This is a genomic window from Pseudochelatococcus sp. B33 (assembly GCF_053570585.1).
In genome coordinates, this window is record NZ_JBSEFH010000012.1 from 136,415 (window position 1) to 149,123 (window position 12,709).

Below are 12,709 nucleotides of genomic sequence, written 5' to 3' on the forward strand. Positions count from 1 at the left end.
TCTCTGAAGAAGGGCTGGCGAACAGGAGCGGAAGGCTATCGGGCAGGCGTTTCAACCATCAGGAGGCGAAGAAGCAATCGGCGTCCGGAGGCATAGGGCGTGGGGACGGAATGTCGTCGGCAATGCGCCTCAAGGTCTGTTGGGGCGAGCCTCAGGTGGGACGCTTGGCGAATTCCTCACCGGCGATGCGGACTGCCTGCTGCACGACCGGATAGCCGAAATAGGGAACGAGGTTGAGCAGCGCCTCGATGATTTCCTCGCGTGTCGCCCCGACCGTGAGCGCTGCATTGATGTGGACGCGCAACGGCGTCTCCATTGTCTTGCTGCCCACGGCGGCCAATGCAGCACAGGCCGTCAGTTCGCGCGTCTTCGAGGAAATCTGGGGACGGGAAAAGACATCGCCGTAGGAATTCTCGACAATCATCGTCCCGATGTCTGGTGCGATATCATTGAAGCTTCGGATCACAGCCTCTCCAGCCGCGGCAGAGGTTCTGGACAGCGCCTCCAGGCCGCGCTTGCGCCGGGCATCGCGCGTTTCGGACTCGGGCGCCGGAACGGTGGACGTTGGACCCGTGGCCGCCGCGTCGTTCCATTCCTTGAACGCTGTGTTCGCGATGCTGAACGCATTGAGCGCGGCGGGGAATCCGACATAGACACTGAGCTGCGTTATTGCCTCGATCAGTTGTTCCTTGCTGACGCCATGGTGCAGCGCTCCGTCGATATGGAAGCGCAGGGCATCCGCCCGGTTGCCGGCAGCGGTCAGCATCGACACAATCGCAAGATCTCGCATCTGATGGCTGAGGCCGTCCCTGGACAGGAGTTCGCCGTAGGCAACCTCCACGACCCATTGCGCAAGTTCCGGCGACACCTGCGCGAGCGGCCCGGTCACCGCATGCGGATCTTTCGGTGATAACGCCATCAGCGTGGCGAGACCCCGCGCATACCGGCGCGAGCCATCATCGGTGACCGGCGAGATGGCCTCGAACGTGATATCGCGTTCCTTGAGAATCTCGCGTAGCAGACCGACGCCGTTGATGGCTGCGGTATAGCCGCTGATGGCAATCGCCACGAACAACAGCTCGGCCAGTTCACGCGGCTTGCCGCCAACGTTCAGGAAGCCGTTCATATGGTACTTGAGCTGCGGCTGGGCGCTCCCGCTGGCGATCAGGGCCGAAACCGTGCAGATCTGGCGGCTCGGAAGATCGAGGCCAGGGCGAGACAGGATATCGCCATAGGGATATTCGACCGTGAACCGCGCAAGATCCGGTGCCACCTCCGCGAGGCGCTTCACCGGAATATCGTAGCCGTCGCCGCCAATCTGCTTGAGTATCTGCATGCCGCGTTCGTAGCGGACATCAGCGGTGTCGTTCGCCGTCGCGGCACGGACGGGGCCGGCCCTCATGACGCCGACGCTACCGATTGCGCAGGCCGCACTCGCAAGCAGGGCTCGACGGGAGGAGATGGGCGATATTGCGGCAATAGGCTCTCCAGACTGGTGAGGCTTGCTGCCATTTCTTACAGGCAGGTCGGCTTTAGACATGAATTCCCCCCTTGTTGGAATGCTGAACGATGCTCCCTGTTGATGACTAAGGCGCTGATATAAATTATTTTTTATAGAGCCTTTAGTTGCTGCCGGCCGAGCATTGGCACACGATCGGTCAAGGTAGCCGTAGGAAGCGCACGACATTTATAGTCGGACTATCGGTCTATAACATGCAGAATAAGGGCTGTCTAGAGGATGCTGTCTCGCGCCCGGCAGGCTGCGTCCACCATCGGAACACGATAATATGTTGATTTATATATATATAATAATCCATGTCCTCGTGGCATCGAATTAGAGTTGGCGCCTCGGGACGATTTCACTATGGTGCCCAACGGACCGGTAGCCCGACTGTCAGCAATATCGGAAGCGGAAATCAATATGATGGACCAGACCCTGAACGAGACGATCTCCCTCGATCGAATCCAGCCTCAGCCGACCTATCAGCTGGTCGCATCATCCATTGAGAAGCGGATTCTCGAAGGCACTTTCACGCCTGGGCAGCAGCTGCCCTCGGAACTGCAGCTGGCGAAGCAGCTCGGCGTCAATCGGTCGACGGTTCGCGAGGCCATCCGCGTCCTCGAGCAAAGCGGTCTTGTCTTCCGCAAAAGCGCCCGTCGCCTCGTGATCAGCGTGCCCCGAGAGAAGGACCTGGCTCAGAAGATGACCCGCGCGATGATCCTGCACGAGATCACGTTTCTCGAACTGTGGGAAGTCATGCTGCCGCTGGAGGTTCGGGCCGCCGAGCTTGCCGCCGAGCGTGCCAGCGCGGAGGAGACCGCCCGGCTCGAAACAAATCTGGCGGCGACAGGCCGATGCCTTGAGCACGAAGCCGAACTCGTTGCTTTGGACATCGAGTTTCACTACATCATCGCGAAGGCATCACGAAACCGGGCCCTGCTGTTGGCGCGAGAACCGATCGGGCAACTCTTCTATCCGGCCTTCTACCGGGTCATGTCCCGCCTCAACGCGAAGGATCGTATGCTTGCCGCGCATGCGGAGATATTTCATGGCATCCAGCGGCGCGATCCGAAGCACGCGGCGCTGTGGATGGAAAAGCACATCATGGACTTCCGCCGCGGTTATGAGCTAGCGAACTTCGACATCAACCAACCCGTCGACAGTGGTCACGCGCATCAGTCGGACTGATAGCGTTAAGAGCGAATTTCCCCGGTCCGCCTCCACCTTGGTGCGACAGTGCGAAAAACTCACCAGCATCTGCGACCGGGAGGTGGTCAAGACATCCGGCGATACGGATTGCCCGGCCGTTCCGGTCACCGCCGTTTCCCGTCGCCCATCCGCAATGCGCCATCGAGCCTGTGAACCGACCCGTTCAGGAGCGGGTTGCTGATGATGGCCAAGGCAAGCTGCGCAAACTCCTCCGGTTTGCCGAAGCGGTGGGGGAAGGGGATCGTGTCGATGACCGTCCGGCGGACCTCTTCAGTCATCGCCTCCACCATGGCCGTGCCCATCAGCCCCGGCGCGATGGCCGCGACGCGGATGCCGAAGGTCGCTAGTTCTCGGGCGGCGGGCAATGTCAGCGAAGCTACACCTCCCTTGGAGGAGCCGTAGGCGCTCTGGCCGATCTGGGCTTCATAGGCGGCGACGGAGGCAGTGTTGATGATGACGCCGCGCTCGCCATCGTCGCTGGGAGCATTGCCCGTCATCGCGTAGGCCGCAAGTCGCAGCCAATTGAAGCTGCCGATCAGGTTGACGCGGATGACCTTCTCGAAGTCCTCGAGTGGCATCGGCCCGTCGCGGCCGACGATGCGTTTTCCGGGTGCGATGCCTGCGCAGTTGACGAGAACATGCGGCGGGCCGAGTGCCGCGACAATGCGCTTCATGGCAGCTTCGGCGCCTGCGGCATCGGCGACATCGCAGGCTACGCCGATCGCGTCCGCGCCAATCGCCTGGGCGGCAGCTGCAGTCGGGGCCTCGTTCAGATCGACGACCGCGACCTGTGCGCCGGCATTGACGAGAGCAGCCGCGGTCGCGCGACCGAGTCCGGATGCGCCACCTGTGACGATGGCGATCTTGTTCGTGACGTCCATGGTTCCTCCACAATCATTCCAGCGTCTCGACAAAGCGCGCGAAGTTCTGCACGGGTTCTCGGGGGGTCTCGAAGAGGTTTTCCGATGCATCCGGCCGCGCCCGCCCCAAGGCCATGCCGACAATGAGCTGCCGCTCGGGCGGAATGGCGAGGCGCGCGCCAATCCGGGCGTGGTAGTCGGCGAAGGCGGCCTGCGGGCAGGTATCGAGGCCGATCCCGCGCGCTGCGATCATGAGATTCTGCAGGAACATGCCGAGGTCAAGCCAGCTCCCGGCTTCCATGTCGCGGTCCATGGTGAAGAAGAGGCCAGCCGGGGCGTCGAAGAAGGCGAAATTGCGCGCGTGCTGTCGGGCCATTTTCTCGTGCTCGCCGCGCTCGATGCCGAGACTGCGGTAGAGCGCCCAGCCCACTTGCCGACGTCGCGCGAGATAGGGCTCGCGCCAGTGCCTCGGATAGTAGTGATACGTCCGTTGCCCCGGTTCGCCGGCCAGGGCCGCTGCAACCAGTTCGGCGCCGAGTTCCCGCAGTGCGGCACCTGTCACGACGATGACCTGCCAGGGCTGGATGTTGGAGCCTGACGGTGCACGTGCTGCAACGGCGAGCAGTTCCTCGATCACCGGGATGGGGACGGGGTCCGGCAGGAACGCGCGGATCGAGCGACGCGAACGGATTGCCTCCAGTACGATATTGTCGACAAACGGGCTCATCATGTTCCTGCCCTGGGCAGGCTGGCTGGTGCCCCTATATCGAGATTGGCGAGTTCGTAACCGCGGCGGAAATCGAGAATATGCTTTTCCATCCAGTCTCTCGCGCTGGTTTCGTCCTGCTTGCCGATGGCTTCGGCAATGCGCTCGTGCGCGAAGAGCAGCCGCTCTGCAGCATTGAGACGCGACATGACCATCAGGAACGGCGGATAAAACAGCTCGCTGATCGGCAGACGGGCGGCCTGAATGGCGCGGTTGCCGGTGGCAAGCGCGACGATGTGGTGGAACTCGATATCGAGTTCCGTCAATGCCGCGGAATCGGCATGCGCCGCGCGCGTCTTCTCCAGATTGGCCGCCAGCGCTTCGAGATCGCTGTCGGTCCGCCGCTTCGCGGCGGACTGGGCCGTTGCGGGTTCCAGCACGAACATGGCTTCCCAGAGTTCCTCGAACGTGACCTGATCCAGTACCATTGCGGTCTTCAACCGCCGCGAAATATCGTCAGACTGCGGGAGGCTCGCGAAAAGCTTCTTCCGTCCGGCCTCGCGGCGCACAAACCCGTTCTGTTCGAGTGCGCGTATGGCCTCGCGCAACGTGGAGCGATTGACGCCGAGGCTTTCCGCCAGCTTCGCCTCGGAAGGCAGCGTATCGCCAGGCTTCATCTCGCCACCGACGATCTTCCTTTCAATCGCCTTGGCGACGAGACGGAACGCAGGCTCTTGCTGGATCGGATCGAATAGGGTTTGCATCTGTGGATTGCCTCTCTGGCGCATCATCCCGGACAGTGGTGGCTGCTCGTTGAAAAAACTATCTGTAAACAGATAGATAGACTGGCCTAGAGTATTTTTTCGATTTCACGAAATCGGAAAAATGCTCTGCAACACTTTGATTTTGAGCGCGTTCTGATCGGAAAGCGCTCTAGCGCTGATTTGAAGAACCGAGCACTATTTGGGTTTCACGTCCTTTTTCAAGGTCTCGCAGGGCTTTGCGCTGAATTTTTCCGGTCAGCGTCTTCGGCAGTTCGGATACGAACTCGATCTCGCGTGGGTATTTGTAGGGGGCCGTAATCCCTTTCACATGGTTCTGAATGTCCCTTATCAACGTCTCGGGGTCGGTCGCGGGCTCGCGCAGGACGACGAAAGCCTTGACGATTTCGCCACGCTCCCGGTCGGGTTTTCCTACGACCGCGCATTCCAGGACGTCGGGGTGGTCGAGCAGCGCATTCTCGACTTCGGTCGGGCCGATCCGATAGCCCGCGGAGTTGATAACATCGTCGCGCCGCCCGCAGTAGTAGAAGTAGCCGTCCCGGTCACGGAAGCCGCGATCGCCGGTCACGAACCAGCGTCCGTCCGTGCCTTCGACGAAGCATTCGGCGGTGCGCTCGGGCTCCCTGAGATAGCCGAGCATGATCTGCGGAACGGGCATCAGCAGGGCGATGTCGCCTTCGGTGCCGGCGGGCAGCCGCTCTCCGGCGGCATCGATCACATCGAGGTCGAGGCCGGGCAGCGGCAGCCCCATGGAGCCGTCGCGGACGTCGGCGCACGGGTAGTTGAGCAGCGTCATCAGGGTTTCGGTCTGGCCATAGGCTTCGAGTATCGGGATGCCCGTGCGTTTGCGCCATTTCTCCGCCACGACCGTGTTCAACGTCTCCCCCGAGGAGACCGTGTGACGCAGCTGGCCGAGGTCTCGGGCGCTGATGTCCTCGTCCACGACGCGGAACAGTTCCGTCCCCGGGGCGCAATAGACCGTGATCCGGTGCTTCTCGAGCAATCGGACCCGTTCGGCCGGGTCGAAGGGGCCATCGTAGAAGAAACTGCACGCACCCATGCTCCACGGGCCGAAGAGGATTGACGTGCCGGCCTTCGACCAGCCCACGTCGGCCGTGCACCAGATGATGTCGCCGGGACCGAGGTCGAGCCAGAACTCGGCCGAGCCGCGCCAGGCGTAAAGGCCGCGTGCGGCATGCAGCACGCCCTTGGGCATGCCGGTGGAGCCGGAGGTGTAATAGAGGATGGCCGGATCGTCCGCCGCGACCTGCGCCGCAGGATGCGCCGGGCTGCCCGCGGCAAGCGCTGCCTCCCAGTCGTCGAACCCCGGAGCGCCGCCGATGGCGAGCCGCGCCGTGACCCCCTCGAGGAGCCCGTCGAACTTGCCGGCCTGCGAGCCGCGGCAGACCACGCCCTTCACCCCGGCGTGACGGATGCGGTAGGCGAGGTCCTTGTGGGTCAGCATCTCGATGCAGGGGATGGGGACGGCGCCGATGCGCAGGCAGGCGACGATGGCGATCTGCCATTCGGGAATGCGCGGCGTCATCACCAGCACCGTGTCGCCCTTGCCGATGCCGCGCGCGGCGAGCGCGGATGCGCAGCGCGTCGAGGCGGCGGCAATATCGGAGAAGCGGAGCGTGCGCCCCTCTCCGGCCGCGTTCTCCCAGATCAGTGCCGGGCCGTCGCCCTCGCGGGCAAAGCGATCGACCACGTCGGTGGCGAAATTGAACCGTTCGGGCACCGACCAGCGAAATGCGGCACGGGTGACCGCGTAGTTCTGCATATTGCGTGGCATGGTGTTTTTCTCCCTCCCTTCTTTTCGCTTCTGCCGTCAGATCGCCCCTGCCGCGCGCAGGTTCGCGATTCGATCCGCATCGTAACCGAGTTCCGTCAGAACGGCCTCGGTATGCTCGCCGAGCAGGGGCGGCGCCAAGCGTATGGTGCAGGGCGTGTCCGACATCTTGATGGGAAAGCCCAGCTGCGGCACGCGCCCCTCGACCGGATGGTCGACGTGTTCCAGCATGCCGCGGGCGCGCGCGTGATCGCTCTCCAACGCCTCGACGATGCCGAGCACCGGGCCGAAGGGAATGTCCGCCGCCTCCAGCGTCGCCACCCATTCATCCCGCGTCCGGGTCAGGAACCGGTCCTGCAGGAGGGCCTTCTGCCGGCGGGCTTCCTCGCCCTCGGGCCATTGCCGGCTGCGAAGCTCGGGCGTGCCGAAGGCATCGCAGAAACGGTGCCAGAAATGTTCCTCGATGGCGCCCAGCGCGACATGGCGGCCGTCCGCGCATTCATAGACGTTGTAGCAGGGCGCCTGCCCGATGAACGGGCGCTCGCCTCCCTTGGGCTCGATGCCGGCAAAGAGCGCATCGGCGGCGTGCAGGGAAAGCCACGAGATGGCGCCGTCGTGCATCGATATGTCGATGAACTGGCCCCGTCCCGTCCGCCCGCGGGCGACGAGCGCGGCGAGGATGCCGGTCGTTGCGGTCAGCGAGCCGCCGCCGACGTCGGCGATCGACAGGCCGGGGACGATCGGACCCTCGCCCGCCTTGCCGAACAGCTGCAACGCGCCTGCCTCGGCCAGGTAGTTCATGTCATGGCCGGGCCGCAGCCGCCATGGTCCCGTCTGGCCGTAGCCCGAGATGGCGCAATAGACGAGGGCGGGATTGTCGGCCGAGAGGCTCTCGTAGGACAGGCCAAGACGCTCCATCACCCCGGGACGGAAGCCTTCGATGAGCACATCGGCCTCGCGCGCCAGCGCGCGCAGCACCTCCTTGCCCTCGGCGGTCTTGAGGTTCAGCGTGATGCTGCGCTTGTTGCGGTTCAGCAGCAGGAACGAGCCGGACTCGGCCTTGGCGATCGGCGGGAAGGCGCGGTTGTAGTCGCCGCCGTCGGGCTGTTCGATCTTGAGCACGTCCGCGCCCATGTCGGCGAGGATCTGGGTGGCGAAGGCGCCGGGCAGCAGGCGGGTGAGGTCGAGGACGCGGATGCCGTCCAGGGCGGGTTGAGTCAGCATGCGGTCCAGCCTCCATCGACCATGAGTGAATGCCCCGTGACGTAGCTTGCCGCGTCCGAAGCCAGGAAAAGACAGGCCCCAACCAGTTCCTCGGGGGCGCCGAAGCGGCGAAGCGGTGTGCGCGCGATCACATGTCCCGCGAGCCGTTCGTTCTGGCGCAGGCCCTCGGTCAGGTCGGTGGCGAAGTAACCCGGGCCGACGGCGTTGACGCGCACGTCCCGATCCGCCCATTCGACAGCCAGCTGGCGGGTCAACAGTTCGACGCCCGCCTTGGCGGCGCAGTAGGCGGTGGTGCGGTCGAGCCCGACCCTGGCGGCGACCGATGTGATGTTGACGATCGAACCCGATCGCTGCTCCAGCATGACCCGCCCGGCATGCTTGCAGGTGAGGAAGACCCCCGTCAGGTTGACGTCGATGATCTGTTGCCACTGGGCCAGTGTCGTGTCTTCGGCCCGCTTGTAGAACGGGTTGATGCCGGCGTTGTTCACCAGAACGTCGACACGGCCGAACCTGTCGCGCGCGGTCGCGAACACGGCCTCGACGTCCGTTTCATTCGCCACGTTGGCGGGGCAGGGCAGGACATTGCTGCCCATGGCCGCAGCGGCCTCCTCCAGGGTGCCGCGGTCGCGTCCCACGATCAGCACGTTGCAGTTTTCGGCGGCGAAGCCCTGGGCAACGGCCCGGCCGAGCCCGCGCCCGCCGCCGGTGACGATGACGGTGCGGCCTGCGAGATTGTCGAGTCCGCGGCGAAGCGGTGAAACGTTCATGCCTGTTTCCTTGCAAGTCGGCGTGCGATGCTCCAGCGATGCACTTCGGACGGGCCGTCGTAGATGCGGAAGGCCCGGATATCGCGAAAAATGCGCTCGACTTCGGTATCGCGGGTGATGCCCAGGCCCCCGAGGATCTGCACCGCGCGGTCGGCGATGCGGAACGTCGCCTCGGAGGCCAGCACCTTCATCATGCTGCTCTCGGCAGAGGCACGCTCGCCCTGGTCGAGCAGCCAGGCGCAATGCCGGATGCCGAGCCGTGTGACGTGAAGGTCGATCTCGTTGTCGGCCAGCATGAACCCCACGCCCTCATGCTGCACCAGCGGTTGGCCGAACGCCTCGCGGCGGCGGGCGTAGTCGGTGGCGATGTCGTGGGCGCGCCGGGCGGCGCCAAGCCAGCGCATGCAGTGGGTGAGGCGGGCGGGCACGAGCCGCACCTGGGCATACTGAAATCCCTTGCCCACGGCTCCCAGCACGTCCGTTTCGGGAACCTCCAGCCCTTCGAGATCGACCACCGCGTGACCGCCGGCGAAACTGGAATCCATGGAATCGAGCGTGCGCGCTATCGTGAAGCCCCGGGCCGGCAGGTCGGCCAGGAACATGGTCGCGCCGACATCCTCGCCATTCACTAGCGTCCGGGCCATGACGATGGCGAAGGCCGCTCCTTCCGCACCGGTGATGAGCCATTTGCGGCCATGGATGACGAAACGATCGCCGCGTTTCTCCGCCACGGTCAGCAGGGCGCCGGGGTCGGATCCCGCGCCGGGATGGGGTTCGGTCATGCAGAAGCAGGAGCGTGTGCGGCCTTCCGTCATCGGACGCAGCCAGCGCTCCTTCTGTTCCGGCGTCGCGACCGCTTCCAGTAAATGCATGTTGCCTTCATCGGGGGCTGCGCAGTTCATGGCAACGGGGCCGAGCATGGAATAGCCTGCGGCCTCCAGCACCACGGCCTTGCCCACATGGCTGAGGCCGAGGCCGCCGAACTCGGCGGACACCTGCGGGTTGAGCAATCCGGCTTCGCGGGCAAGCGCCACCAGTTCGTCGCGCAGGGACGGTTCCGGACCGTGCGGTCCGCGCCGCGGGTCCGCCTCACGCGGGATGATCCGATCGGCCACGAAGGCGCGGGTGCGGGCTTCGAGCGCGATCAGTTCGGGTGGAAGCGAGAAATCCATCGGTGATCCTTCAGAACAGTCGGCCCCGCGCGACGTCGAGCGCGAAGGCAAAGAGGTCCCGCCCCAGATCGCCGAAAGCGGCGTAGCGCGGATCGGTGGTTTCGCCGCTCCTGAAGCGGCGGTGCAGCTGCAGGAAGACGACAGCCAGCTTGAGGATCGTCAGCACCCTGTAGGGCGCAATTCCACCGACGGTCCTGCCGGTCGCGCGGGCATAGGCTTCTGCCGCCGCCTCCCGGGTCAGAAATCCCGGTCCGGCCGTCGGCATCTGCGCCAGACGATGCATGCACGCCGGGTCGTCCGGCTCCGTCCAGTAGGACAGCAGGGTCGCGAGGTCGAAGAGTGCCGGCCCGCGCGTGCCCATATCCCAATCCACCACCGTACCCGGTCCGAGCGTTTCGGGGTCGAGGAGGACGTTGTCGAGCTTGAAATCGCAATGCAGCAGGACCGGGACGTCCTGTTCCGGCGACGGGCAGGCGGCGAGCCAGCCGACGACCTCCCGCGCGGCCGGCGGCAGCTCGCCCTCGCAGGCGTCTTCCGCCCGGCCGATCCAGCCGGCGACCTGCCGGGCAAAGAACCCCTCGGGTCGGCCGAGCGCGTCGAGGCCCACGGCTGTCAAATCGACGGCGTGAATACGCGCCAGCGCCCCGACCAGCATGGCAGACAGCGCGGCACCGGTTTCCGGGGTGCCGGACAGAGGGGCAACGCTGTCTCCGCGGATGGCGATGCCCGGGCGAAATTCGAGAATCTGGAACGGGACCCCGATGACGTCGGTATCCGTACACAGGTGCAGGCTGCGCGGAGCGAGGGGGAGTTCGCGCCAGAGGGTCGACAGGATGCGATGTTCCCGCACCATGTCGTTCGCACCCGGAGGCAGCGGGCCTCCGGGCGGTCGGCGTAGGACAACCCAACTGCCCTCCTCAAGACGAAGCAGATAGTTGATGTTCGCAAGCCCGCCGGCGAACTGGCGGGGGAGGAAGGCCGTATCCAGCGCGAGCCCCTGCTTTTCCAGTTCTGCTGCCAGCTGCACATGGTCGAGCGGGGTCGATGTCTCGAGCGGGCGCAGATAGGCGTTCGTCGGCAGGGCTATTGGGGGGGCTGCCAGAAGGGCGCCCTGGAAAGTTGCTTGGGTCGATGTCGTCGGCATGGTCCTGTTCCATCAATCGTCAAAACTGTCGGACAAAAATTTAAAAACGTCAACTGATCAAACAATTATATAATCCGAGTTCAAGAGAATATTTTATAAATACATGATATTTAACAATAATTTTATGAACCCTGTTTCTGAGGGGGTCTTGACATGAAAATTGGGAGCATTTTATAGTCCGACAATAACACAGAAAACGGGCTGATATCCCGTGCATGAGGGAGGACAAGATGCGATTTCTGCAATCCGGCGCGCTGGCGCTGGCCATTTTCGCCGCCGCGTCACCCGCGCCGGCCCGGCAGGCCGAACAGTTCATTCCGGTCTCCATCTACCGCACCGGGCCCTATGCGGCCGGCGGTGTCGGCATCTACGGCGCCTATGCCGACTACCTCGAATTGCTCAACCAGCGCGATGGCGGCATCAACGGTGTCCGGCTTGTCTATCAGGAGTGCGAAACCGGCTATCAGCCCGACCGCATGATCGAATGCTACGAGCGCCAGAAGGGCATGGGGCCCACTGGCGCGGCCGCGTTCACGCCTTCCGGCACCGGCGGCGTCTACGCGCTGATCGACCGCATGACGGCGGACAAGATCCCGAGCGTTACCGTCGGATACGGGCGGACCGACAGCTCCGACGGGCGCGTCTTTCCGTACATTTTCCCGGCCGTCGCCAACTACTGGAGCGAGAATACAGCGACGATCCGGTGGATTGCCGAACGTGAGGGCGGGTTCGAGGCGTTGCGCGGCAAGAAGATCGCCAATGTCGTGATGGATTTTGCCGCCGGACGCGAGACGGAGGCCGTGCTGGCCGCCCAGGCCGAGAAATATGGCTTCGAGGTGCAGACGTTCCCGATCGCCCCGCCCGGGCTCGACCAGCGCGCCGTCTGGCTGCAGGTGCGCCAGGCGCGGCCCGACTGGGTGCTGTTTCGCGGCTGGGGCGCGGCGACGGCCGCCGGGCTGAAGGAGGCCCAGCGCGCTGGCATCCCGCGCGATCGGATCATCGGCTGGTGGTGGTCGGGCTCGGAGGAGGACGTCATTCCGGCCGGTAACGCGGCAGAAGGGTTCATTACGGCGAGCTTCCACGCCGTCGGCGCAGATTTCCCGGTATTCGACGACATTCGGACCCACGTGTACGACAAGGGCAAGGGGCATGTATCGCCGGACCGGATCGGTTCCGCCTACTTCGTGCGCGGCATCCTTCACGCCGTCATCGTGACCGAGGGCATCCGGGCCGCGATGGAAAAGTTCGGCAACAGGCCACTGACCGGCGAGGAGGTGCAGTGGGGCCTCGAACATCTCACGCTGACCACCGATCGCCTGCGCGAACTCGGCCTCGAGGGCCTGATGGCGGAGATCGCCATCACCTGCGAGGATCACGAGGGCGGTGGCAGGGCCCTCATGCAGCAGTGGGACGGCAAGCAATGGAACGCCATCTCGGACTGGCTCGATCCCGACCCCGCGATCGTGCGTCCCCTGATCGAGGCCTCGGCTGCGCAGTTCGCCGCGGAAAAGGGCATCGAGCGGCGCGATTGCTCCGCGGCGGAGTAGGGTCG

At 64.4% G+C, this 12,709-nt stretch carries 11 protein-coding genes; 2 read left to right on the top strand and 9 right to left on the bottom strand.

The genetic code is table 11. The annotated features are described in order from the left end of the window. Positions 1-151: 151 nt before the first annotated feature. Positions 152-1,687 (bottom strand): carboxymuconolactone decarboxylase family protein, encoded by a 1,536-nt coding sequence (locus ACUSIJ_RS14995; RefSeq protein WP_449309207.1) that lies wholly within the window; start codon positions 1,685-1,687, stop codon positions 152-154. Between the two features lie 234 nt (positions 1,688-1,921). On the opposite strand from ACUSIJ_RS14995, the gene ACUSIJ_RS15000 reads away from it, so the two are divergent. Continuing rightward, the gene (locus ACUSIJ_RS15000; protein ID WP_449309208.1) at positions 1,922-2,689 is read left to right on the top strand and encodes a FadR/GntR family transcriptional regulator; all 768 of its coding nucleotides are present in this window, start codon (positions 1,922-1,924) and stop codon (positions 2,687-2,689) included. Between the two features lie 125 nt (positions 2,690-2,814). On the opposite strand, the gene ACUSIJ_RS15005 is transcribed toward ACUSIJ_RS15000, so the two are convergent. From ACUSIJ_RS15005 to ACUSIJ_RS15040, 8 genes are all read right to left on the bottom strand, one after another. Further along, positions 2,815-3,591, bottom strand: a complete 777-nt coding sequence (locus tag ACUSIJ_RS15005; RefSeq protein ID WP_449309209.1) for an SDR family NAD(P)-dependent oxidoreductase — start codon at positions 3,589-3,591, stop codon at positions 2,815-2,817. A gap of 13 nt (positions 3,592-3,604) precedes the next feature. Further along, positions 3,605-4,300 (bottom strand): nitroreductase, encoded by a 696-nt coding sequence (locus ACUSIJ_RS15010; RefSeq protein WP_449309210.1) that lies wholly within the window; start codon positions 4,298-4,300, stop codon positions 3,605-3,607. Then, the gene (locus ACUSIJ_RS15015; protein WP_449309211.1) at positions 4,297-5,040 is read right to left on the bottom strand and encodes a FadR/GntR family transcriptional regulator; all 744 of its coding nucleotides are present in this window, start codon (positions 5,038-5,040) and stop codon (positions 4,297-4,299) included. Before ACUSIJ_RS15015 ends, ACUSIJ_RS15010 begins: the two co-directional genes overlap by 4 nt. Before the next feature lie 169 nt (positions 5,041-5,209). Continuing rightward, positions 5,210-6,853, bottom strand: coding sequence for an acyl-CoA synthetase (locus ACUSIJ_RS15020; RefSeq protein ID WP_449309212.1), 1,644 nt, complete (start codon positions 6,851-6,853; stop codon positions 5,210-5,212). Positions 6,854-6,889: 36 nt separating this feature from the next. Then, the gene (locus ACUSIJ_RS15025) at positions 6,890-8,074 is read right to left on the bottom strand and encodes a CaiB/BaiF CoA transferase family protein (protein ID WP_449309213.1); all 1,185 of its coding nucleotides are present in this window, start codon (positions 8,072-8,074) and stop codon (positions 6,890-6,892) included. Then, positions 8,068-8,841 (bottom strand): SDR family NAD(P)-dependent oxidoreductase, encoded by a 774-nt coding sequence (locus tag ACUSIJ_RS15030; RefSeq protein WP_449309214.1) that lies wholly within the window; start codon positions 8,839-8,841, stop codon positions 8,068-8,070. Before ACUSIJ_RS15030 ends, ACUSIJ_RS15025 begins: the two co-directional genes overlap by 7 nt. Further along, entirely contained in the window at positions 8,838-10,013 is a 1,176-nt protein-coding gene (locus ACUSIJ_RS15035; protein ID WP_449309215.1) for an acyl-CoA dehydrogenase family protein, read from the bottom strand. Before ACUSIJ_RS15035 ends, ACUSIJ_RS15030 begins: the two co-directional genes overlap by 4 nt. A gap of 10 nt (positions 10,014-10,023) precedes the next feature. Beyond that, positions 10,024-11,157: a phosphotransferase family protein gene (locus tag ACUSIJ_RS15040; protein WP_449309216.1), complete on the bottom strand. Its 1,134-nt coding sequence runs from the start codon at positions 11,155-11,157 to the stop codon at positions 10,024-10,026. A gap of 230 nt (positions 11,158-11,387) precedes the next feature. On the opposite strand from ACUSIJ_RS15040, the gene ACUSIJ_RS15045 reads away from it, so the two are divergent. Further along, positions 11,388-12,704: an ABC transporter substrate-binding protein gene (locus ACUSIJ_RS15045; RefSeq protein ID WP_449309217.1), complete on the top strand. Its 1,317-nt coding sequence runs from the start codon at positions 11,388-11,390 to the stop codon at positions 12,702-12,704. Positions 12,705-12,709 lie beyond the last annotated feature (5 nt).

Excerpts from the sequence above, each read along its gene's own strand:
- ACUSIJ_RS15020 (WP_449309212.1), bottom strand. The coding sequence starts at position 6,853 with ATGCCACGCAATATGCAGAACTACGCGGTCACCCGTGCCGCATTTCGC.
- ACUSIJ_RS15040 (WP_449309216.1), bottom strand. The coding sequence starts at position 11,157 with ATGCCGACGACATCGACCCAAGCAACTTTCCAGGGCGCCCTTCTGGCA.
- ACUSIJ_RS15025 (WP_449309213.1), bottom strand. The coding sequence starts at position 8,074 with ATGCTGACTCAACCCGCCCTGGACGGCATCCGCGTCCTCGACCTCACC.
- ACUSIJ_RS15010 (WP_449309210.1), bottom strand. The coding sequence starts at position 4,300 with ATGATGAGCCCGTTTGTCGACAATATCGTACTGGAGGCAATCCGTTCG.
- ACUSIJ_RS15035 (WP_449309215.1), bottom strand. The coding sequence starts at position 10,013 with ATGGATTTCTCGCTTCCACCCGAACTGATCGCGCTCGAAGCCCGCACC.
- ACUSIJ_RS15045 (WP_449309217.1), top strand. The coding sequence starts at position 11,388 with ATGCGATTTCTGCAATCCGGCGCGCTGGCGCTGGCCATTTTCGCCGCC.
- ACUSIJ_RS14995 (WP_449309207.1), bottom strand. The coding sequence starts at position 1,687 with ATGTCGTGCGCTTCCTACGGCTACCTTGACCGATCGTGTGCCAATGCT.
- ACUSIJ_RS15015 (WP_449309211.1), bottom strand. The coding sequence starts at position 5,040 with ATGCAAACCCTATTCGATCCGATCCAGCAAGAGCCTGCGTTCCGTCTC.
- ACUSIJ_RS15005 (WP_449309209.1), bottom strand. The coding sequence starts at position 3,591 with ATGGACGTCACGAACAAGATCGCCATCGTCACAGGTGGCGCATCCGGA.
- ACUSIJ_RS15000 (WP_449309208.1), top strand. The coding sequence starts at position 1,922 with ATGATGGACCAGACCCTGAACGAGACGATCTCCCTCGATCGAATCCAG.
- ACUSIJ_RS15030 (WP_449309214.1), bottom strand. The coding sequence starts at position 8,841 with ATGAACGTTTCACCGCTTCGCCGCGGACTCGACAATCTCGCAGGCCGC.